Consider the following 21,291-nt stretch of genomic DNA (forward strand, 5'->3'; position numbering starts at 1 on the left):
CGACGACCGCATCAGGACCCCCACGGGTCATCGGGGGTGACTCCGTCAGTCGACATGCCTGGACGTAGTCCGGCGAGCCCCTCATCCCATACGCGTTCCTGGATCGACCCGGGGCAGGCCAATCGCAGGTGGAGGAGATCTGTGGTCACGTCACCGCTGTAGTGGACCCGGGAACCGGCGCGCGAGGCAATCCTCACCTCGCCACCGTCATCGTTGTGCCCGTCGGCGACCATGAACGGCAGAAGGGTGTCGTACTCCTCGTTCACCCCACCGGAGATGATGAACTCCTCCTCACGGATTTCGCCGGCCTGGAGACCCTCGGATTCCATGACCTGGTCGAGTTCGTTCGCCGTGACCGCACGCGCGTCCTCCAGGGGTTCGGCGATCTGCGCGCCGTAGCCGGCGACACTGCACCCGTCGTCGTGGGTGAGGAGCGGAACCCACCCGTCCGGGACGTCGCCGGCCCCGCCTTCGCTGAAACCCTCACCTGTCGAGATCACCAGCCAGTGGGGTCCCTCTTTCGGGAACGTCGCGGGCTCCCGGCGTTCCTCGGTGCAGCCCAGGACGAGCATGACCCCGGTCAGGATCACCGCAGCCACCGGCAGACGTCGTCGTGACATCGGGAGTCACCGACTTGGGCCGGACGCATCATCTTCCAGACACACTCCGCTACACACCGCCCCCCATGAGGCTCCACCGCACCACATGGGCTCCGCTACCTGCACCCACCAATGCCACACTTCGTCCACGCATGAGCGTCTCCCCTCGACGTCCGCTATCTCCCCTTTACTCACCTTCAGAATAGGCGACTTCAGCACTGCCCGACTGGAGGACCAAGTAACAGATTGGGGGATCACGGCATCCCTGGGGGCGGACCTATGCTTTCGAGCGCTGGTCTGTGGGAACGTCCGCGGGCCCAAGCGTCCTGGATCAGGGTGGGCGTGAGTCAGGTGTCCGAGGGCCGGATGGTGCGGCCGCGCGCCTCGGCCTCGATCGCCTCCAGCACCTCCGGGCTCGTGGTGTGCTCCCCGAGCCGGTTGTGCTTGCCGGTGCCGTGGTAGTCGCTGGCGCCGGTGACCAGCAGGTCCAGTTCCCGGGCCAGGCCGCGCAGATGGGCCCGGTCGGCCTCGGTGTGGTCGCGGTGGTCCACCTCCAGGGCGGCCATTCCGGCATCGGCCAGGTCGGCGATCACGGCATCGCCGATCGTGCGGCCCCGGGCGGCGGCGCGGGGGTGGGCCAGGATCGGCACCCCGCCGGCGGCGCGGACCCGGCCGATGGCGGCACGTGCCTCTTGGGCGTAATGGCCCACGTAGTAGGGCCCGCCGGTGGCCACGATGTTCTCGAACGCGGCCGACCGGTCCGGCACGTGGCCGCGGGCGACCAGGGCATCAGCGATGTGCGGCCGACCGATGGTGGCGTCCGGACCGGCTTGGTCCTGCACATCGGCCCAGGTCAGCCGGTAATCCTCGGCGATGCGCCGCACCATCTCCCGAGCGCGGGCGTCCCGGGAGGTGCGGGCATGCTCCATCTCACCGGAGAGATCGGCGTCGTCGTCGGCGTGCAACAGGCTGAGCAGGTGCACGCTGACACCGGCGACCATGCACGACAGTTCCGCCCCCGGTACCAGCGCAACCCCGGTTCGAGCGACCTGGTCGGCCGCTTCATCCCATCCGGCGGTGGTGTCGTGATCGGTCAGGGCGACCACGTCCAGTCCGGCGGCTGCGGCCCTGACCATGAGCACGGCCGGGGAGTCGGTGCCATCGGAGTGATGGCTGTGGGTATGAAGGTCGATGCGCACCCGGCCAGGCTAGCCGCGCAGGCACCCTGAGCTCAGCCCATGGCGAGTGCACCCGGCCGGGTGGGGGCCGGGCGGGACCTGACCGTTCACCTGTTCTCGATGAGACGGGTGAGCGCGGCCGCCTGCTCCGGTCTGCCCATCAGCGCATAGGCCAGGGCCCAGTCGTGCGGCCGGGCCATCGTCAGGCCCCGCCAGGTGGCCCCGGGCGTGGCCGGGATCCGGACCGGGCCGGTGGCGGTGTTGATCGCGAACCGCACGATCAAGTCGATGCTCACACCGTTGACCTCGAAGCAGTAGGCGGCCGCGCTGCTGAAGACATCGCTCGGGCCGAGCCTGCGGTACCGGTGACCCAGGTCCGCCAGCGCCCGTTGCGCCGGCTCCGGCGCCATGTCGGTGATCAGGTCCCAGTCACGCACCCGATCGGTCAACCCGAGGGAGGCCAGCAGGGCCGAACCCCCGACGACGGTGCGAACCCCGGCAGCAGCGAGACTCCGTTGCAAGGCTGCCGCGGTGCGAACGGATGAGTGTGGGACCGCACCGGATCGGCCATCGGGTGTCACGGTGCCCATCGGCACCACCGCCTCACTCGGCTCATCCGGTTCGCGCCCCGGTTGCACCACCGGGGAAGGGGAAGGTTACCGGTGGTGCGGATGCTGCCGCCCACCCCCGCACCGTGCGTGAGACGATGGCAGGCATGACGAGCACCTCTTCCACCACCGATCAGAACGCCCCGGAAACCGAGCAGACCGGCAAGCAGGACGTGTCCAGCCGCGGCTCGAACCGTTCGCAGCGGCCCACCTCCGCCGCCTTCCGGGACTTCATCGCCTCCGGCTGGGCCCCGCGCGAGGAACAGCCCCCGGCCCGCGAGCAGGTGGCCGACTACACCCCGGCCCGTCGGGCCGCCCTGAGCGCGGCCTTCCCCGGCGAACGGCTGGTGATCCCGGCCGGGGACCTCAAGGTGCGCTCCAATGACACCGACTACCGGTTCCGCCCGCACAGCGCCTTCGCGCACCTGACCGGCCTGGGCACCGACGAGGAGCCGGGGGCGGTGCTGGTGCTCGAACCGCAGGACGAGGGCGCCCACGAGGCCACGCTGTACTTCCGCCCCCAGGGCGGGCGGGACTCGGAGGAGTTCTACGCCGACGCCCGCTACGGGGAGTTCTGGATCGGGCGCCGCCCCGGTCTGGCCGACATCGAGGCTCGCACCGGTCTGGCGTGTGCGCACGTGGACTCCCTGGACGATGCGATCGGTAAGGACGCCGGCCAGATCACCATCCGGGTGGTGCCCGGTGCGGACGCCGCGGTGCAAGCGCGGGTGCAGGAACTGCGCACCCAGATGAGCACCGAGGAGGCCCAGCAGGCCGATGAGGCCCTGGCCGAGGTGCTCAGCGAGTTGCGTCTGACCAAGGACGACTGGGAGATCGAGCAGATGCGCCAGGCCGTGGACGCCTCGATCGACGCCTTCGGCGAGGTGGCACGGTCCCTGCCCCGCGCCGTCGGGCATCCCCGCGGTGAGCGGGTGATCGAGGGCGCCTTCTTCGCCCGCGCCCGTGAGCACGGCAACGGGATCGGCTATGACACCATCTCCGCCGCCGGGAACCATGCCACCACCCTGCATTGGATCCGCAACGACGGACAGGTGCGCGCCGGGGAGCTGGTGCTGGTGGACGCCGGGGTCGAGGTCGACTCCCTGTACACCGCCGACATCACCCGCACCCTGCCGGTGGACGGGACCTTCACCGACATCCAGCGCAAGGTGTACACCGCGGTGCTGGATGCCGCCGACCACGCCTTCGCCAGCGCTCGCCCGGGGCTGAGGTTCCGCGATGTGCACGCCGCCGCCATGGAGGTGCTCGCCACCCGCCTGCAGGAGTGGGGCCTGCTGCCGGTGGACGCCGCCACCAGCCTGAGCCCCGAGGGCCAGCAGCACCGCCGGTGGATGCCGCATGGCACCTCCCACCACCTGGGCCTGGATGTGCACGACTGCGCCCAGGCCCGCCGGGAGATGTACCTGGACGCCGAACTCAGGCCCGGGATGATCTTCACCATCGAACCTGGCCTGTACTTCAAGTCCGACGACCTCACGGTCCCGGATGAGTACCGCGGGATCGGGGTGCGGATCGAGGATGACATCCTGGTCACCGCCGACGGCGTGGAGAACCTCTCCGCAGCACTACCGCGCAAGCCCGACGACGTCGAGGCCTGGATGGCCGCACTGCGCGGCTGAAGGCGCCTCGGCTGCGTGCGGCCCGGCCGCGTGCGGCGCGGCTGCGTGCGGCGCGGCCACTGCACCGGAACTGCCGCGGGCCTGCGTGTTCGGCACGGCCGGGAGAATCTTCTGGCCCGCACCAGGGCACAGGCGCGATAGTGGCCTCCCATGGGCTGGTTCTGGGTGGCGGCGGTGCTGGGCACCGTGCACGGCGGATGGAGTGTGTACTGGGCGCTCGGCGGTACGTGGATGCTGGCCAGCGTGGGCCAGTGGGCCGTGGACGCCGCCGCGGAGCCGTCGGTGCAGGTCACGCTGGGACTGTGGGCGGTGGCGGCGGTCAAACTGATCGCGGCCTGGGTACCGCTGCTGGCCCAGCGCGGCGTGCTGCCCGGGCTTGGTCTGTGGCGGTACCTGACCTGGGCCGGCGGTGCCGCCCTGGTGGTCTACGGCCTGCTGAACGTCATCGTCTCCGGCGCGGTCCTGGCCGGGTGGGTCGTCCCGCAGGGTGCGGTGAATATCGAGGCCCAGCAGGGCCACGCCTACCTGTGGGGTCCGCTGTTCGTGCTCTGGGGGCTCGCGTTGCTCATCGGGCTGTGGCACAGCCGGCGGGCGCGCCCCTGAGTCCCAACTGGACTCCGGCGCTGCTCATCCTCAGCGCTGGCCCGGGGGTTCCTCCCCCTGGCCCTCCCCCGCGGGCTGCGTCGGCTGCCCACCCGCGGCAGGCTGCTGAACCGTGGGCGCCTGTTCGGGGTTGGAGGGCTGCTGCGCACCAGTGGGCGGCGGCCCGGCAGGTGCACTGGGCCGGCGGAACGCGGCGGTGCGGTCCGCCTCGGGGGCGGTCGGGGTGGCATGCGGGGTGAGCCCCGGGCTCACGTTGCCGCCGTTGAGTTCGCTCAGCAGCCGACGGGCCTGACCGGCACTCTCGGGCAGGCACAGCAACGCGAACGAGGAGGCCACCACCTGGGAGGAGGAGGTGAAATCACGCTTACCGCCGGTCAGGGCGTAGGCGATCACACCGAACATCATCCCGAACCCGGCACCGATGAGCAGCGCGAACAACAGCGTGTTCAGCAGGTTCCCACCACCGATGAGCGCCAGCACCAACCCGACGAACAACCCGAACCAGGCACCCGAGGCCGCCCCGGACAGAGCCGCTCGGGGGTAGTTCAACCGTCCGGTGATGCGCTCGACCATCTTCAGGTCGGTACCCACGATGGTCACGGCCTTGACCGCGAACTCCTTGTCGGACAGGAAGTCCACCGCCCGCTGCGCCTCGGCGTAGGTGTCGTAACTGGCGATCTGCTCACCTCGCGGTTGCGCGTTGTGAGCGGTGCGGGCGTTCGAGAAGGCGGCCATCCCCCCATTGTTCCCCAGCCTCGTCGCCGTGACCAACTACTCTTGCGGCGTGAGCCGCGCCCCGAACCGCATCTTCGTCGCCCGCCTGGCCGGCACGTCCGTGTTCGACCCGATGGGTGACAAGGTCGGGCGGGTACACGACGTCGTCGTCCTGATCCGCCTGAAGGGACCACCACGGGCGGTGGGCATGGTGATCGAGGTGCGTGGTCGCCGTCGGGTGTTCCTGCCCTTCACGCGGGTGACCGCGATCGACGCCGGCGCGGTGATCACCACCGGGCTGGTTAACATGCGCCGGTTCGAACAACGCAGTGCCGAGACGCTGGTGATGGGTGAACTGCTGGACCGGCGGCTGCAGCTGCGGGACGACTCCGGCACCGTCACCGTGCAGGATGTGGCATTGGAACGGCGCAAGCGGGAATGGCTGGCCACCCAGTTGTTCGTGCGCCGTACCGCCACCGGGATGTTCAAGCGCGGGGAGACGTTGCTGGTGGACGTCGGCGACGTCACCGGTCTGGCCGGCACCGGCAACGCCCAGGGCGCGGCGGCGCTGCTGGCCACCATGGATGACCTGAAGGCCGCCGACCTGGCCGATGTGCTCTCGGGCCTCCCCGATACCCGACGCCTGCAGGTAGCCGCCGAGTTGCCCGATGAGCGGCTGGCCGACGTGTTGGCGGAACTGGGCACCGACGACCGGGTCTCGATCGTGACCGCCCTGCCCACCGACCGGGCCGCCCGGGTGCTGGAGTCCATGCAACCCGATGACGCCACCGACCTGTACAACGAGTTGCCCGGAGCGCTGGCCGGGTTGCTCCTGGGTCGGATGGACCCGGAGGAGGCCGCGGACATCCGCCGGCTGCTCGCCTACGACGAGCACACCGCCGGCGGCCTGATGACGACCGAACCGATCATCCTGCCGCCCGAGGCCAGTGCCGCCACCGCCCTGGCGCACGCCCGCAATCAGGACGTCACCCCGGCGCTGGCGGCGATGATCTTCGTGGTGCGCCCGCCGTTGGAGACCCCGACCGGCAAACTGCTGGGCGTGGTGCACCTGCAGCGGCTGCTGCGCGAACCGCCGCACCAGGCGATCGGCACCATTCTGGACACCGACATCGAGGCGCTGGGAGCCGATGACAAGCACGGCACCGTGATGCGCCTGATGGCCACCTACAACCTGACCGCGCTGCCGGTGACCGACGACGAAGGTCACCTGCTGGGCGCTGTCAGCGTCGACGACGTCCTCGACAAGACCCTCCCGGAGGATTGGCGCGACGTGGACGAAGCCGTGATCGATGCCGCCATGGAGGCGACCCGATATGACAGTTGACCGGTTGGACACCCCTCGTACCACCCGACGGCGACTGCTGCCGCGCCGGAGCGCCGACCGGGACGCCTTCGGGCGCATCGCCGAGGCGATCGCCAAGTTCATCGGCACCCCCCGGTTCCTGCTCTACCTGACGGTGTTCTGCGCGGCCTGGCTGTTGTGGAACACCCTGATGCCCGAGGCCGCACAGTTCGACCCACGGGCACTGAACTTCACCCTGCTGACGCTGATGCTGTCGATCCAGGCCTCCTACTCCGCGCCCTTGATCCTGCTCGCCCAGGATCGTCAGGCCGACCGCGACCGGGTCAGTTTCGAACACGACCGCCAGCGCGCCGAGCGCAACCTCGCCGACACCGAGTACCTCACCCGGGAGGTGGCCTCGCTCCGGATGGCGATGAGTGAGGTTGCCACGCGCGACTTCCTGCGCGGGGAACTGCGCACGCTGCTGGAGGAATTGCAGACCGAACGTGGCGCTAACGGTGCCGCGAACCCTGGTTGTGCTGCGTGCGGTCACGGGCAAGCCCTTGGGAGTGACTCATAATGATTGCAGCAGGCACCTAACCTGCATCTTGTGTCACACTGGTGCCGTCGAACATTCAGGAGGAGCACCGATGACCAGTCACGACCGCCCGGGGGCACTCGGCGCGCAGATGGAAGCCGAATTGCGCAGCCAGCCGCAGATGTGGCGTCGGGCCGGCGAACTCGCCGCAGCCGCGCCGCTGCCGGAGCACGGGCAGAAGGTCGCCATCATCGGGTGCGGTACCTCCTGGTTCATGGCCCAGTCCTACGCCGTCCTCCGGGAAGCCTCCGGCGCCGGGTTGACCGATGCCTGGCAGGCCACCGAGGCACCGTTGCACCGTGACTACGACGTGGTGATCGGGCTGTCCCGGTCCGGCACCACCACCGAGGTGATCGAGGCGCTGGAGCCGGTGCGCGGACGCGCCCGCACGCTGAGCATCGTGGCCGATTCGACCACCCCGCTGCCCTCGCTGACCGATGACGTCATCGACCTGGGCTTCGCCGACGAGAAGTCCGTGGTGCAGACCCGCTTCGCCACCACCGCGTTGAGCCTGCTGCGGGCGAGCCTGGGCGTCGACCTGTCATCCTCGATCACCGACTGCAGCAACGTCCTGGACGCACCGCTGCCGGAGGCCGGCCTCAGCGCTGAGCAGATCACCTTCCTGGGGTCGGGTTGGACGATCGGCCTGGCCCACGAGGCTGCGCTGAAGAACCGCGAGGCCTCCCAAGCCTGGACCGAGTCCTACCCGGCGATGGACTACCGGCACGGCCCGGTGGCGATCGCCGGGCCGAACCGTCTGGCCTGGATCTTCGGCGCAGCACCGCAGGGTCTGCGCGAGCAGGTTGAGGGAACCGGTGCCACGTTCCTGGCCGATGAGTCGCTCGACCCCCTCGCCTACCTGGTGTTGGCTCAACGGGTGGCCCTGGAGCGGGCCCGCCTGTTGAACCTGGACGCGGACCAGCCCCGGGGCCTGACCCGTTCGGTCATTCTCGACGACTGACCCAGCGCGCCATGACCACACCTGAGGCTCCCATCGGTCCGGTGGCGGTGATCGATGTGGGTGGGACCGACACCAAGACCGGCCTGGTGCGTCCGGACGGGTCCCTCACCGACACCGAGACCGTCCCTACCCCGCATCGTCCGGACATCGTCGAGGGCGTGTTGGATCTGGGCGCCCGGCACGTCCGCCGGATGCACACCCGCCATCCCGATCTGGTCGGGTCCGCCCTGGTGGTGCCCGGGATCGTCGACGACGAGGCCCAGGTGGCGGTGCTCGCTTCCAACATGGGTTGGGACCGGGTGCCGTTCGCGGCGATGCTGGCCGAGCGCACCGGTATGCCCGCCGCCCTGGGCCACGACGTGGCCACTGCGGGTCTTGCCGAGGTCACCTACGGAGCCGCGACCGGGGCGCGCGACGCCGCGGTGATCGTGGTGGGCACCGGGATCGCCGCAGCGCTGTTCTCCGGGGGGCACGCCATCCGTGGTGGCGGGTTCGCCGGCGAGATCGGTCACTCCCCGGTGGTGCCCGACGGCGAGCCGTGTGTCTGCGGGGGGCGGGGCTGCCTTGAGGCGATCGCCTCGGCCGGAGCGATCGCCCGCCGCTACACCGCTCGCTCGGGCACCGCGGTGCCCGGCGCCCGGGAGGTCCTTGCGGCGGCCCGCAGTGGCGATGCCACCGCCCGGGCGGTCTGGTCCGAGGCCACCGACGCCCTGGCCCTGGCGATCGCCCAGGTGGCGGCCATGCTGGCACCGCAGGTGGTGGTGATCGGTGGTGGGCTTTCCCGGGCCGGCGACGCGCTGCTGAGCCCGGTCCGCCGCCGCCTGGAGGCGATCCTGACCGTGCAACGCCGCCCCGACCTGCGCCTGAGTACCCTGGGCACCAGCGCGGGCCTGGTCGGCGCCGGGGTCCTGGCCCGCCGCGCCGCCGGGGCCGTACCCCGGCCCCAGGCCGTCGGTCCCTCGGCGCCCGAGGGGACGACCGAGGTGCGCCGATGATCCTCACCCTGACGCTGAACCCGGCGATCGACCTGACCTACACCCTGCCGACGCTGACCCTGGGAACCAGCCACCGAGTACCCCAAGGCCAGCAACGGGCCGGCGGTAAAGGGGTGAACGTGGCCCGGGTACTGACCGAGCAGGGCTACCGCACCCGGGCCATGGCCCCGGTCGGCGGGACCACCGGCGCAGAGTTCCGCGCCGACCTGGACCGGGCGGGAATCGACCACCAACTTCTCCCGGTGCAGGAACCAACCCGGCGCACCATCACCCTGGTCACTCCCGAACACACCACCCCCTTGAACGAGGCCGGGCACAGCCCCACGGCTGCGGAACTCGATGAACTCCTGCAGGCCACCGCCACGGCCCTGACGGGGGCGCGGGTGCTGGTGTGCTCCGGCTCGGTCCCCGCCGGGGCCCCGGCCGACCTCATCCCGCGCGTGATCGCCCTGGCCCGGGCTGCCGCAGTACCGGTGATCGTGGACACCTCCGGCCCGGCGCTGCTGGCTGCCGTCGAGGCCGGCGCCGACGTGCTCAAACCGAACCAGGACGAACTGCGCGAGATCGCCGGCCCGGCAGAGCCACCGGTCGCGGCCCGGTCGCTGGCCGAGCGCAGCGGTGCGGCTGTGTTCGCCTCCCTGGGCGCCGGGGGGATGCTCGCGGCCACCGCAGCGGGCCCGATCTGGCATGCCCGGTTGCCACAGCCCCTGTCGGGCAACCCCACCGGAGCCGGAGACGCCGCGGTCGCCGCCATTGCCGTCGGGCTGGCCCGGCACGGGCCGGCGCTGGAGGGGGCCTCCCTTCCACAGACCCTGCGCACCGCGACCGCTTGGTCCGCGGCCGCCGTGCTGACCCCTACCGCCGGCAGCATCGCCGACCCGGCGCCGCTGACCGAGCAGATCATCATCGACCGGGTCGCCGGGCCCGCGCATTCTGAGGAGAGCAGATGAGCCTGGTCTCGACCAGAGAACTACTCGATCACGCCGTCGCGCAGGGCACCGCCGTGCCCGCGCTGAACGTGATCCACCTGGAATCGGCCGAGGCGATCGCCGCTGCCGCCGAACGGGCCGGTCACGGTGCGGTGCTGCAGATCTCCCAGAACTGCGTGAAGTACCACGGTGCCTTGGCTCCCATCGCCGCGGCCGCCCGGGCGGTGGCCCGGACCTGCGATGCGCCGCTGTCGCTGCATCTGGACCATGCCGAGGACGTGGACCTGGTCCACCAGGCGCTGGACCTGGGCTTCTCCTCGGTGATGTATGACGGCGCGGCGCTGCCCTACGCCCAGAACGTGGCCACCACCGCACAGGTGGTCCGGGCCGCCGGAGCCGTCGGGGCGCTCGTGGAGGCCGAGCTCGGTGAGGTGGGAGGCAAGGACGGCGCGCACGCTCCCGGAGTGCGCACCGACCCGGACGAAGCAGGCCGGTTCGTGGCCGAGACCGGCGTGGACGCGCTGGCGGTGGCAGTGGGCAGTTCACACGCGATGACCAGCAAGACCGCCAGCATCGACACCGCCCTGGTGGCGGCGCTGGCCGAGGCGGTGCCGGTGCCCCTGGTGCTGCACGGATCCTCCGGAGTGCCCGACGCGGACATCACCGCCGCGATCGGAGCAGGAATGCGCAAGATCAACGTCTCCACCCAACTGGTGCGGGCCTTCACCGGTGCCGTCCGCGAGCGCCTGGATGCCGATCCGGCGCTGGTGGACTCCCGCGCCTACCTCGGTGCCGGCCGGGCGGCGATGACCACCGAGGCCGCCGCCGTCATCGCGCTCATCGCCGGCCGGGTATGAACCGCGACGAACGCCTCGGGGCGATCCTGGACCTGCTCGGCCAGGCCGAGCGGGTGCAGGTGGAGGAGATCGTGGAGGCCTTCGGGGTCTCCCCCGCCACCGCACGCCGGGACCTGGATGCCCTGGCCGAGCGCCAATTGGTCAACCGCACCCGAGGCGGGGCCACGGCGCACACCGTGGCCTACGACCTGCCGCTGCGGTACAAGCGCGAACAGCACGCCGGCGCGAAGGCGCAGATCGCCGCGGCGGTGATGGACCTGATACCGGTCGGGGCGCGGGTGGGCCTGACCGGTGGCTCCACCTGCACCGCGATCGCCTCGGAGTTGGGCCAGCGCGCCGATCTGAGCGCCACCGACACCGCACCGGCGTTGACGGTGGTCACCAACGCGGTGAACATCGCTGCCCAACTGCTGATCCGCCCCCACCTGCGGGTGGTCATCACCGGCGGGGTGGTGCAGCCGCGTTCCTACGAACTCATCGGCCCCTACACCGACCTGATGCTCAACCAGGTGAACCTGGACCTGGCGTTCGTGGGAATCAACGGCCTGCAGCCCGGCCTGGGCGCAATGGTCCATGACGACACCGAGGCCCAGGTGAACGGCCTGATGGCCCGGAGAGCCGATCAGGCCTGGTTGGTGGCCGACTCCTCCAAGGTGGGGGTGCGGGCGTTCGCCACCGTCGGCGCCCTGTCGGACTTCACCGGGCTGGTCACCGACCGCACCATCAGGGAGGATGACCGGCGGGCCCTGCTGGACGCCGGTTTGAAGGTGCTCGTGGCCGGATGAGGGCTCGGCCCGGGTGCCGCGGTGGTCTGGCTCACGGGATGTGATTCGCACCGATTCCGAACGTACACTCGGGGCATGGCCACTGAGCAGGAAGTCCGCACCGCACTGGGGTCCGTGCTGGACCCCGAGATCCGCCGTCCGATCACCGAGTTGGACATGGTCCGCTCGATCGAGGTGGACGCCGGGACCGGTGTGGTCACGGTGCTGGTGGCCCTGACCATCGCGGGCTGCCCGATGCGCGAGACGATCACCAAGGACGTGCGCGCGGCGGTGGAGAAACTGGACGGGGTGCCCAGTTGCACCGTGGAGATGACGGTCATGACCGACGAGGAGCGCACCGATCTGCGCACCAAGTTGCGTGGCGGCAAGGCCGAACCGGTGATCCCGTTCTCCCAACCGGACTCCCTGACCCGGGTCTACGCCGTGGCCTCCGGTAAGGGTGGGGTGGGCAAGTCCTCGGTGACGGCCAACCTCGCCGCGGCGATGTCCGCCCAGGGCCTGAAGGTCGGCGTGATCGACGCGGACGTGTACGGCTTCTCCATCCCCCGCATGCTCGGGGTGGAGACCGGTCCCACCAAGGTCGACGACATGATCCTTCCCCCCTTGTCCGGGGAGATCAAGGTGATCTCGATCGGGATGTTCACCCAGCCGGGCAAGGCGGTGGTCTGGCGCGGGCCGATGCTGCACCGGGCGCTGCAGCAGTTCCTCGCGGACGTGTTCTGGGGAGACCTGGACGTATTGCTGCTGGACCTGCCGCCGGGAACCGGTGACATCGCGATCTCCGTGGCCCAGTTGCTTCCCAGTGCCGAACTGCTCGTGGTCACCACCCCGCAGTTGGCTGCGGCCGAGGTGGCCGAGCGCGCCGGGTCGATGGCCCAGGCCACCAACCAGCGCATCGCCGGCGTGATCGAGAACATGTCCTGGCTGGATCAGCCCGACGGTACCCGCCTGGACCTGTTCGGCTCCGGCGGTGGGGCCAAGGTCGCGCAGCGGCTGACCGAGGTGCTGGGCACCGACGTGCCGCTGCTGGGGCAGGTGCCGATCGAGGTGGCCCTGCGCGAGGGCAGCGACAACGGTGCGCCGCTGGTGGGCACCGAGAGCCAGTCCCCGGCCGCGCAGGTACTGCGAGACGTGGCCTCCACCCTGGGCCAGCGCTCCCGTGGCCTGGCCGGCCGCAAGTTGGCGATCTCGCCGGTGGGCTGAGCGGCGTTCGCTCGTGCCTAGGTGGCCTCGTCGTCGAACGGGGCGCCGACGGCGACCAGTTCCTGCGCGCCGGCTTCGTTCGCCTCAGTCCGCGCGCCGGTTTCCTGCTCAGTCCGGGCGGCAGCAGATCCCGCCACGGCCGGCGTACCGGCACCCGGACCGGCCTTCCGCGCGCCCGCTGCGTCCGACTCGGCGGTAGCAACGGTCTCGGCGGCGGTGGTCGACGCCGTCGTCACCGGTGCCTGCGCGTCGTCACCAGCGGCCTGGTCCGGACCGACGGCGTCATCGGCGGTGGCCGAGTCGGCGCCGGCGGCCTGGGCCGCGGCCGCCTCGGCAGCGGCGGCTTCCTTCCTCGCCTGTACCTCGGCGCGGCGGCGGGCTGCGTTCTCGCGCGCGATCCGGCTGCTCTCACTCGGCTTACGCACGGTGGAGGCGGACCGGGTGGTGGACCTGGCGGCGCGGGCCGGGCGGGTGGTCGGCAGGATGTCATCGGACAACGCCTCCCGCACGATTCGGCGGGGATCATATTTGCGCGGATCCAACTGGGACAGGTCCAGGTCCGCGGCCTCCTCGCCGAGCTCCTCCTTGACCCGTTCGGTGGCGCCGGTGGCCATCTTCTTCAGGTTCCGTGCCAACTGGCCGAGTTGCTCGGCGTACATGGGCAGCCGTTCCGGGCCGATCACGATCACGGCGATGATGATGAGGAGGAGCAGTTCCTCACCATTGATGTTCATGCACCCAATCCTATCCCGGCGGGGAGCGGGCGTCAGTCGCTCGGCTGCTCGCCGAGGGTGACTTCGAGCTCGCGTTCGGCGCCGTCCTCGCGGATGGTCAACGTGATCACCTCGCCGGGGGCGTGGGCGCGGATGCGCACGATCAACTCCTCCGCGCTGGTGACCGGGTTCCCGTTCAGGGCCACGATCACATCCCCCGGTGCCAACCCGGCCGCTTCGGCCGGACCGCCGGGGGTGATCGGTTCCTGTCCCTCGGTGGTCTCGGTGTGCACCCGCACCCCCTCACCGGCATAGGTGGGATCCAGCGTGGCTCCGATGACCGGGTAACTTGCCTCCCCGGTCTCGATGATCTGCTGCGCGGTGCGCGCCACCTGCGAACTCGGGATCGCGAAACCGAGCCCGATGCTGCCGCCCTGGCCGGGCTGTGCGGCGATGGCGGTGTTCACCCCGATCACCGCCCCGCTGGCGTCCACCAGCGGCCCACCGGAGTTCCCCGGGTTGATCGCCGCGTCGGTCTGGATGGCATTGATGAAGGTACCGCCACCGGCACCCACCCGCACCGGGCGGTTCTGGGCGCTGACGATCCCGGTGGTCACGGTGCCCTCCAGGCCCAGCGGTGCGCCGATGGCCACCACCGGATCACCCACTCGCAGCGCGTCGGAGTCCCCGAGCGGGACCGGGGCCAGGTCGGTGCGCTCGACGGACAGGACCGCCAGGTCGTAGTCGGAGGTGGCCCCGACGATCTCCGCCGCTTCCTCGGCGCCGTCGGAGAAGATCACCGCGACCTGTGCCTCCGGATCCTCCTGGGCCGCGGCGATGACGTGCTCGTTCGTGACGATATGCCCCTGATCGTTGAAGACGAAGCCGCTGCCGGTGAAACCCTCACCATTAGCGCGAACCTGGATGAACACTGTGCTCGGTAGCACCGCGTCCGCGATGTCTGCCACGGAGGCGTCGGTGAGCGCCGGAGCCGAGGTACCCTGCCCGGTTGCGGGATCGGAGGGTGTGGAACCCGGTGCGGATGAGCCGGTGGGTACCGCCGGTAGGTACTGCGCTCCCAGCAGGCCCAGTAACAGGCCCACCAGCAGGGCCATGATCATCAGGACGGCGACGATCCCACCGGCCACGCCGCGCCGCCTGCGGCCAGGATCGGCGGCGTGGGTGGCCCGGGGGCCCGGGTAGGACGCCAGGGGGGCGCTCTGCTCGGCCGGGCCGCCTCCTGGCTGCGGTGGCCCACCCACCCGCTGCTCCGGGTTGGTTCCCGGCCGCGTGGCCTCAGGTGCCGGGCCGCGGGAGTCCGATAGCCGCTGCTGGGAGCCGGCTTCCGGTGCGTCGGCATCGGGCCGAGCGGTGCCGCTGCTGTCGGGCCGCCCGGACGGCGTGGCCCACCCGTGGCCGGGTGCGGCAGCCGTGTCCTCAGCCCTTGTGGCATCCGATCCCGGGTCGGCTGTGCCGTGCACGGCGTCGGAGGTTCGCCGGCCCGGTTCCGACCCGGGGTACGGCTCGCGGTCCTGTGGGGTCATGGGCCCATTCTCTACGATCTTGGCTACGAAGCACCTCTTCAGGTGAGATTCCCATCAGATCGGGTCGGGGCGCCGCGACCTTCCGGGCGGTGCAGCGATACCATCACGAGCACCGCTACACCGATCCGGGAGGCTCATCATCGCTGCCGACAAGGCCCAGAGTTGGGCCTACACCGAGGAGTTCATCACTGAATCCGAGCCGGTGCGCCAGGCCCGGGACCGCGCGGAGGAGTTCGGTATCCAGCCCGTCCCGCCCGGTGTGGGTGCGGCGCTGCGTCTGCTGGCTGCGGCCGCCGACGCCCACGCCGTGGCCGAGGTGGGCACCGGGACAGGTGTTTCCGGCCTGTGGTTGCTGGAGGGGATGCGGCCTGGTGGCGTGCTCACCACGATCGACGTGGAGATGGAGCATCAGCGCGCCGCGAAGGAGGCCTTCGCCGCGGCCGGGGTCGGCGCCACCCGCACCCGGGCGATCTCCGGGCGGGGCCTGGACGTGCTGCCCCGGTTGGCCGATGGCGCCTACGACCTGGTCTTCATCGACGGAGAACCCTCCGAGGCGTCCGACTACGCCGAGCAGGCCATCCGGATGCTGCGCTCCGGTGGGGTGCTGGCCATCACCGGGGCGCTCTGGTACGACCGGGTCGCCGACCCGGCACGCCGGGACGAGGCCACCGTGGCGATGCGGGAGCTGGGCAAGTCCGTCCGTGATGACGAACGGTTGCTCCCCGCTCTGTTACCCAGCGGGGAGGGCCTCCTGGCCGCCGTCAAGCGCTGACGTCTGCTCGACCGGCACCACCGATGTGTACGGTGGGGGTCAGGGGAGGGTGATCGATGTGACCGGGACCGACAGGGCTCGCACAGGCCACGCAGGCCGCCCCGACCGCACCGAGTTCATCACGGCCTTCCCATCGGGCCGGTCGCCGGTGAGCCGGCTGCCGCGCGCCGGCGCCACCGCCGGGATCGGCGGGGCCGTCGGCCTGGTCGCCGCGATCGTCCTGGCCCTGCTGGAGCAGCCGTGGGCTCTGGTGATCCCGGTGGCGATGGTGGGGGCGGCGATCTGCGGCCTGTTGTTGTGGGTGGTGGCCAAGGAACCGGTGCCGGCCGGCACCCGACCCGGCACCCAGTTCATCCTGGCCGCGGCCTACCTGGGCGGATCGCTGCTCGCCGGCTGGTTCACCGGCAACTGGACGTTCGCCCTGCTCCTGTGCACGGTGGCGGCCATCCCGCTGACCTTCGGGATCCGCGCGCGCACGTAGTGCACGCCCAGCCGTTCACAGATCGAAGGTTCGGCGTTACCGTAGGCGTGCACGGCGCGGGCACCCGATGGAGGGATCGGCATGAGCGAGTTGTTCGTCGACGCCGCGGGCAGCGGTGAGCACGTCATCTTCGTCCACGGGTCCCTGGCCACCGGTCGCGAGGAGTGGGAAGCCCAGCAGCCCCTCGCCGAGGAGGGCTTCCGGCTACTCGTGGTGGACCGGCGCGGATACGGGCGCAGTCCCGGCGCCGAAGGGGAGGACTTCCTGCGCGACGCGCAGGACATCGCCGCGTTGATGGACACCGGTGCCCACCTGGTGGGTCACTCCTACGGAGGTCTCGCAGCGATGTTCGCGGCCGCGCTGCGGCCCGGTCAGACCCGCTCCCTGGCGCTGCTGGAACCTCCGGCGTTCACCCTGGGCCAGGACCGGCCGGCGGCTCGGCACCTGGTGGCGAAGAGTGTGGAGATCCTCGACCTGGACCTCCCGGACCGTACCTGGCTGGTGCGGTTCCTGGAGTCCGTGGGGAGCCGGCCGGAGGAGTTGCCGCCCGGGCTCCTCGACGCCGCACTACCCCTGGTGCCCTTGCTGCGGAACGCCAGGCGACCGACCGATGCCGAATTGCCGATCGCGGAGTTGTCCTCCGCCCCGTACCCCAGCCTGGTGGTCTCGGGCGGTCATCACCCAGGCTTCGAAGAGATCTGCGACGACCTCGCCGAGAAGATCGGTGCCTCGCGTTCGGTCATCGAAGGAGCCGGCCACGAGGTCCAGTTCACCGGAGCCCCGATCAACGATGCGCTGCTGGCGTTGTGGCGCAGCGCATCAGCGCGGTAGCGACTCAGTCGCGTTCGATCAGCCAGTGCAGCAGTGCCCGGGCGCTGTAGCCGGTGGGCCCTTCGGCGATCTCGTGCTCGTTCTTCGGTGACCGGCCCGGGCCGGCGATGTCCAGGTGCGCCCACGGGGTGTCACCGGCGAAGTGCTGCAGGAACAGCGCCGCCGTGATCGCCCCTGCCGAGGTGTGCGGGTCGGTGTTGACGTGGCACAGGTCCGCCACCGGCGAGTCCAGCGCGGATCGGTACTCGGGTACCAGCGGCATCGCCCAGAGCGCCTCCCCGGTCACCTCACCGGCAGCGGTCAGTGCACGGGTCAGGTCCGCATCGGTGCTGAACAGCGCCGCGTGCTTCTTGCCCAGGCCCAGGGTGGCCGCCCCGGTCAGCGTGGCCACATCGACCAGCGCCCGCGGGTGGTACTCCGACCGCGCCCACGCCATCGCATCGGCCAACACCAGGCGGCCCTCCGCGTCGGTGTTGGCGATCTCCACCGTGGTGCCATCGACCATGGTGAGCACGTCACCGGGCCGGTAGGACCGCGCACCGACGGCGTTCTCCGCAAGTGGTAGCACCGCCACCACCGGCACCGGGACCTGCGCCCGGGCTGCGCCGAGCACGACGGCCAGGACCACCGCGGCGCCGGACATGTCCGTCTTCATCGGCACCATCGCCTCGCGCGGCTTGATCGAGAGCCCACCGGTGTCGTAGGTGATGCCCTTGCCGACCAGCACGATCGGGTCCTGGGCACCGCCCTCGGCCCGGGCTCGCCGGGGCGGGGTGTAGGTCACCGTCACCAGGCGCGGGGGGCCCGCCGCAGCCGCACCCACCGCGAGGATTCCCTCCAACCCCTGGGCGGCAAGCCACTTCTCGTCGTGTTCGGTCACCTTGACCCCGGCCACCCCCTCGGCTGCCTCCCGTGCCTGCTCGGCAACCCAAGCGGGTGTCTTGATGTTCGACGGCGTGGCAGCCAGGGTGCGCGCCAGTACGGTGGCCTCCGCGCTGGTACGGGCGCGGTCCAGATCGTCGGCGCTGACCGGGCCGGTCAGGGTGATCAGCGGGCACGGCGCCTCGGGGCCCGGCCCGGCACCGGTGAACGGGGCCCGGTAGGAGCCCAGCAGGAGCCCCTCGATGAGAGCGCGCAGCGCCGGCGCGGTGGACTCGTCCAGTCCGCTCAGGTCCACCAACAGGTGCTCGGCCTGCACCGCTGCCCGGGCCAGGGCCGCACCTGCCCGGCGCATCGCCGTCGTCCCCTCGTCACCGACGCCGGCCAGGACCAACCGGTCCGGCATTCCCGCCCAGGGAGCTGAACCCGAGACCAGGGCGGGCAGGGTCACGGTGGTCGCCGAACCGGCGCTCGCGCCGGCGCCCGCGCGCACCGCGAGGGCGCCCAGGTCGATGCCGTGGTCCCCGGTGGAGCCCACGGGGGCGACCGCGTCGCCGTCGGCGCGGATCAGCACCGCCAGCAGCGCCTCGGTTCCGAACTCGCGCAGCCGGGCGGCATCCAGCGGCCCGGTCTGCAGCGCGATGTGCGGGGCAGACGTCCTACGCACCGGTCAGTTCGTGACCGCGCTCAGTGCGTTCGACAGGTCCGAAGCCTCGTCCGGCTTGAGTTCCACGACCAACCGGCCGCCTCCTTCGAGCGGTACCCGCATGATGATCCCGCGACCCTCCTTGGTGACCTCGAGCGGTCCGTCACCGGTCCTGGGCTTCATGGCGGCCATGGGCGTGCTCCCTATGTGGGTTGAATGAAGTCGAACCGGAAGCGGTCTGCACCGGTCCGGTCCGGAATCGTGTGACCTCCATTCTATGCCACCGGAGGCTCTCGCGGGGTGCCCGGTGCGGATACGGATCCTGCCAGGCCACGGACACCCGCCCGCTCGAAACCGCCCAGGCCATCACCACGACTACCGCGATGACCAGCAGGAACAGTCCCGTCATGCCGGTGACCCAGCCCATCGCGCGCTCCGCTACTCCGGCCGGCCCGCGGCCTCGGAGCCGGCCTCCCGCTGCGCCTTGGCCTCGGCGCGACGACGGTGATGGTTTGCCTCGATCACCATGTGCACCGCCTCGGCCGGGTCGTCGGTGACCTGGACCAGATCCACGTCCGCAGCGGCGATAGTGCCCTCCTTCACCAGCACCTCCCGCAACCAGTCCAGCAGCCCGGACCAGAACTCCGTGCCGATCAGCACCAACGGGAAGCGCTTGACCTTGCCGGTCTGGACCAGGGTGAGTGCCTCGAACAGTTCATCCAGGGTGCCGTACCCACCGGGCAGCACGATGAAGCCCTGGGCGTACTTGACGAACATGGTCTTGCGGGCGAAGAAGTAGCGGAAGTTCACGCCCAGGTCCACGTACTCGTTCATGCCTTGTTCGAAGGGGAGTTCGATGCCCAGCCCGACCGAGGTGCCCTCGGCGTTCTGAGCGCCCATGTTCGCCGCCTCCATCACCCCCGGCCCGCCTCCGGTGATCACCCCGAATCCGGCCTTGACCAGTTCCTCGGCGACCTGCACCCCGAGCTCGTAATACGGATGGTCGGCGTCGAAACGGGCAGACCCGAACACGCTGATCGCCGGGCCGAGGTTGGCCAGTGCCCCGAACCCCTCGACGAACTCGGCCTGGATCCGCATCACCCGCCAGGGGTCGGTGTGCACCCATTCGGCGTCCCGGCCGCTCCATTCCAGGAGCCGCTCATCGGTGGTCTTCTCCGGAATGTGGCGACCCCGCAGCCGGATCGGGCCCTTGAGGTAATTCCGCCGCTTCTTCGATTCGGCTGTCATTGTTCCGGCCCTCCTCTCATGTCGTTCCGGTGTAACTCAACCACGACCGGAGCGCTCGCGTGCACACTCGGATCTGCTCGGTGGGCACCGCCTCGTCATCGGCATGGGCCAACAGCGGATCGCCGGGCCCGAAATTCACCGCCGGAACGCCCAGCGCGGTGAACCGCGCCACATCGGTCCAGCCTTGTTTGGCCCGCACGCTCCCCCCGGTCTGGGCGGTCACCGCCGCCACGAACTCCGCGGCGACCGGCTGGGACAGCCCGGGCCGGGCCCCCGGGGAGGAGTCGGTGGGGTCCACCTCCAACCCGTCGAAGACCTCCCGGACGTGGGCCAGCGCCTCCGCCTGGGTGCGGGCGGGGGCGAACCTGTAGTTCACCGCGACGGTGCACTCATCGGGGATCACGTTCCCGGCTATCCCCCCGGTGATGGCCACCGCGTTCAGGCCCTCGATGTAGGTGAGCCCATCGACCTCGACGTGCTCGGGTTCATAGGAGGCCAGGCGGGTCAGCACCTGCGCGGCCTCGTGGATCGCGTTGTGCCCCATCCACGCCCTCGCGGAGTGGGCCGCGCGCCCCCTGGTCCGTACCTGCACGTGCAGCGAACCGTTGCAGCCGGCCTCGATTCCGGCGGCGGTGGGTTCGCCCAGCACGGCGAAGTCGGCGGCCAACCAGTCCGGGTGCTCGGCCACCACCCTGTTCAACCCGTTGAGGTCCGCGGCCACCTCCTCGTTGTCGTAGAACACCCACGTCACATCGCGCACGGGCTCGGTCAGCGCGGCGGCCAGGTGCAGCGCCACCGCGACGCCCCCCTTCATATCCACCGTGCCCCGGCCCCGCAGCACCTCAGCGCCGCCGGACCCCCGCTCGCGCCGGGTGGGCAGGTTGGCCGCGATCGGCACGGTGTCCAGATGCCCGGCGACCACCACACGTTCGGCCCGGCCCAGCTCGGTGCGCGCCAACACGGTGTTCCCCGAGCGCAGCACGTGCAGGTGCGCGTACCGGCCCAGGGCCGCCTCGACGGCGTCGGCCAGCGGCGCCTCGGAACCGGAGACCGAGGGGATGTCGCAGAGCAACTGGGTCAGATCGACGACATCGGTGGTCACCAGGTCCGGGAGTTCCTGGGGCTGGTCCTGCCCCGCCGGTGCTGCCGGGTCGATGGGCGGGGTGGGCGACGGAGTCATTCCGCCGAGCATAATCGCCGTACC

23 protein-coding genes are annotated in these 21,291 nt (G+C 70.9%); 13 read left to right on the forward strand and 10 right to left on the reverse strand.

The annotated features are described in order from the left end of the window. Positions 1-11: 11 nt before the first annotated feature. From ACPL7H_RS11115 to ACPL7H_RS11125, 3 genes are all read right to left on the reverse strand, one after another. On the reverse strand, positions 12-620 hold the full coding sequence (locus ACPL7H_RS11115; protein WP_424796985.1) for a hypothetical protein: 609 nt from the start codon (positions 618-620) through the stop codon (positions 12-14). Between the two features lie 326 nt (positions 621-946). After that, on the reverse strand, positions 947-1,798 hold the full coding sequence (locus ACPL7H_RS11120; protein ID WP_424796986.1) for a PHP domain-containing protein: 852 nt from the start codon (positions 1,796-1,798) through the stop codon (positions 947-949). 86 nt (positions 1,799-1,884) lie between these two features. Next, positions 1,885-2,418 carry a hypothetical protein gene (locus ACPL7H_RS11125; protein ID WP_424796987.1) on the reverse strand — a complete coding sequence of 178 codons (534 nt, stop codon included), beginning with the start codon at positions 2,416-2,418 and terminating at the stop codon, positions 1,885-1,887. A gap of 74 nt (positions 2,419-2,492) precedes the next feature. On the opposite strand from ACPL7H_RS11125, the gene ACPL7H_RS11130 reads away from it, so the two are divergent. Both ACPL7H_RS11130 and ACPL7H_RS11135 read left to right on the forward strand, forming a co-directional pair. Continuing rightward, positions 2,493-4,025, forward strand: a complete 1,533-nt coding sequence (locus ACPL7H_RS11130; protein WP_424796988.1) for an aminopeptidase P family protein — start codon at positions 2,493-2,495, stop codon at positions 4,023-4,025. 150 nt (positions 4,026-4,175) lie between these two features. Continuing rightward, entirely contained in the window at positions 4,176-4,628 is a 453-nt protein-coding gene (locus ACPL7H_RS11135) for a DUF3995 domain-containing protein (protein WP_424796989.1), read from the forward strand. 30 nt (positions 4,629-4,658) lie between these two features. Here ACPL7H_RS11135 and ACPL7H_RS11140 read toward each other — a convergent pair whose 3' ends face one another. Then, positions 4,659-5,363 (reverse strand): general stress protein, encoded by a 705-nt coding sequence (locus ACPL7H_RS11140; RefSeq protein ID WP_424796990.1) that lies wholly within the window; start codon positions 5,361-5,363, stop codon positions 4,659-4,661. A gap of 49 nt (positions 5,364-5,412) precedes the next feature. Between ACPL7H_RS11140 and ACPL7H_RS11145 the strand changes: the two genes are divergently transcribed. The 8 genes from ACPL7H_RS11145 to ACPL7H_RS11180 all read left to right on the forward strand — a co-directional run bounded on the left by ACPL7H_RS11145 (position 5,413) and on the right by ACPL7H_RS11180 (position 12,973). Beyond that, entirely contained in the window at positions 5,413-6,687 is a 1,275-nt protein-coding gene (locus ACPL7H_RS11145; RefSeq protein ID WP_424796991.1) for a magnesium transporter MgtE N-terminal domain-containing protein, read from the forward strand. Beyond that, on the forward strand, positions 6,677-7,225 hold the full coding sequence (locus ACPL7H_RS11150) for a DUF1003 domain-containing protein (RefSeq protein ID WP_424796992.1): 549 nt from the start codon (positions 6,677-6,679) through the stop codon (positions 7,223-7,225). The genes ACPL7H_RS11145 and ACPL7H_RS11150 overlap by 11 nt, the downstream gene beginning before the upstream one ends. A 70-nt stretch (positions 7,226-7,295) precedes the next feature. Next, on the forward strand, positions 7,296-8,204 hold the full coding sequence (locus tag ACPL7H_RS11155; protein ID WP_424796993.1) for an SIS domain-containing protein: 909 nt from the start codon (positions 7,296-7,298) through the stop codon (positions 8,202-8,204). A gap of 11 nt (positions 8,205-8,215) precedes the next feature. Next, on the forward strand, positions 8,216-9,199 hold the full coding sequence (locus ACPL7H_RS11160) for an ROK family protein (protein ID WP_424796994.1): 984 nt from the start codon (positions 8,216-8,218) through the stop codon (positions 9,197-9,199). After that, positions 9,196-10,149 carry a 1-phosphofructokinase family hexose kinase gene (locus ACPL7H_RS11165; protein WP_424796995.1) on the forward strand — a complete coding sequence of 318 codons (954 nt, stop codon included), beginning with the start codon at positions 9,196-9,198 and terminating at the stop codon, positions 10,147-10,149. The genes ACPL7H_RS11160 and ACPL7H_RS11165 overlap by 4 nt, the downstream gene beginning before the upstream one ends. Continuing rightward, positions 10,146-10,985, forward strand: a complete 840-nt coding sequence (locus ACPL7H_RS11170; protein ID WP_424796996.1) for a class II fructose-bisphosphate aldolase — start codon at positions 10,146-10,148, stop codon at positions 10,983-10,985. The genes ACPL7H_RS11165 and ACPL7H_RS11170 overlap by 4 nt, the downstream gene beginning before the upstream one ends. Beyond that, positions 10,982-11,770 (forward strand): DeoR/GlpR family DNA-binding transcription regulator, encoded by a 789-nt coding sequence (locus ACPL7H_RS11175; RefSeq protein ID WP_424796997.1) that lies wholly within the window; start codon positions 10,982-10,984, stop codon positions 11,768-11,770. Before ACPL7H_RS11170 ends, ACPL7H_RS11175 begins: the two co-directional genes overlap by 4 nt. A 75-nt stretch (positions 11,771-11,845) precedes the next feature. Then, positions 11,846-12,973, forward strand: a complete 1,128-nt coding sequence (locus ACPL7H_RS11180) for an Mrp/NBP35 family ATP-binding protein (RefSeq protein ID WP_424796998.1) — start codon at positions 11,846-11,848, stop codon at positions 12,971-12,973. Between the two features lie 17 nt (positions 12,974-12,990). Here the strand turns inward: ACPL7H_RS11180 and ACPL7H_RS11185 are convergent, their stop codons facing one another. Together ACPL7H_RS11185 and ACPL7H_RS11190 are read right to left on the reverse strand one after the other, a co-directional pair. Then, positions 12,991-13,707, reverse strand: coding sequence for a twin-arginine translocase TatA/TatE family subunit (locus ACPL7H_RS11185; RefSeq protein WP_424796999.1), 717 nt, complete (start codon positions 13,705-13,707; stop codon positions 12,991-12,993). Between the two features lie 32 nt (positions 13,708-13,739). Next, positions 13,740-15,230, reverse strand: a complete 1,491-nt coding sequence (locus ACPL7H_RS11190; protein ID WP_424797000.1) for a trypsin-like peptidase domain-containing protein — start codon at positions 15,228-15,230, stop codon at positions 13,740-13,742. A gap of 139 nt (positions 15,231-15,369) precedes the next feature. Between ACPL7H_RS11190 and ACPL7H_RS11195 the strand changes: the two genes are divergently transcribed. The 3 genes from ACPL7H_RS11195 (at position 15,370) to ACPL7H_RS11205 (ending at position 17,314) form a co-directional block, all read left to right on the forward strand. Then, positions 15,370-16,002: an O-methyltransferase gene (locus ACPL7H_RS11195; protein ID WP_424787596.1), complete on the forward strand. Its 633-nt coding sequence runs from the start codon at positions 15,370-15,372 to the stop codon at positions 16,000-16,002. Between the two features lie 148 nt (positions 16,003-16,150). Next, the gene (locus tag ACPL7H_RS11200) at positions 16,151-16,483 is read left to right on the forward strand and encodes a hypothetical protein (RefSeq protein ID WP_424797001.1); all 333 of its coding nucleotides are present in this window, start codon (positions 16,151-16,153) and stop codon (positions 16,481-16,483) included. A gap of 81 nt (positions 16,484-16,564) precedes the next feature. Then, on the forward strand, positions 16,565-17,314 hold the full coding sequence (locus ACPL7H_RS11205) for an alpha/beta fold hydrolase (protein WP_424797002.1): 750 nt from the start codon (positions 16,565-16,567) through the stop codon (positions 17,312-17,314). Between the two features lie 4 nt (positions 17,315-17,318). Here ACPL7H_RS11205 and ACPL7H_RS11210 read toward each other — a convergent pair whose 3' ends face one another. The 4 genes from ACPL7H_RS11210 to dapE all read right to left on the reverse strand — a co-directional run bounded on the left by ACPL7H_RS11210 (position 17,319) and on the right by dapE (position 21,267). Then, positions 17,319-18,860, reverse strand: coding sequence for a leucyl aminopeptidase family protein (locus ACPL7H_RS11210; protein ID WP_424797003.1), 1,542 nt, complete (start codon positions 18,858-18,860; stop codon positions 17,319-17,321). 3 nt (positions 18,861-18,863) lie between these two features. Beyond that, a complete protein-coding gene (locus tag ACPL7H_RS11215) occupies positions 18,864-19,031 on the reverse strand; it encodes a DUF3117 domain-containing protein (RefSeq protein WP_424787496.1) in 168 nt (55 codons plus the stop codon). Between the two features lie 246 nt (positions 19,032-19,277). After that, positions 19,278-20,087: a TIGR00730 family Rossman fold protein gene (locus ACPL7H_RS11220; RefSeq protein WP_424787495.1), complete on the reverse strand. Its 810-nt coding sequence runs from the start codon at positions 20,085-20,087 to the stop codon at positions 19,278-19,280. 16 nt (positions 20,088-20,103) lie between these two features. Then, positions 20,104-21,267, reverse strand: coding sequence for a succinyl-diaminopimelate desuccinylase (gene dapE, locus ACPL7H_RS11225; RefSeq protein ID WP_424797004.1), 1,164 nt, complete (start codon positions 21,265-21,267; stop codon positions 20,104-20,106). Between the last annotated feature and the right edge of the window lie 24 nt (positions 21,268-21,291).

Origin of the sequence: Pseudactinotalea sp. Z1732 (genome assembly GCF_049724975.1) — a bacterium.
Classification (GTDB): Bacteria; Actinomycetota; Actinomycetes; order Actinomycetales; family Beutenbergiaceae; genus CALKWS01.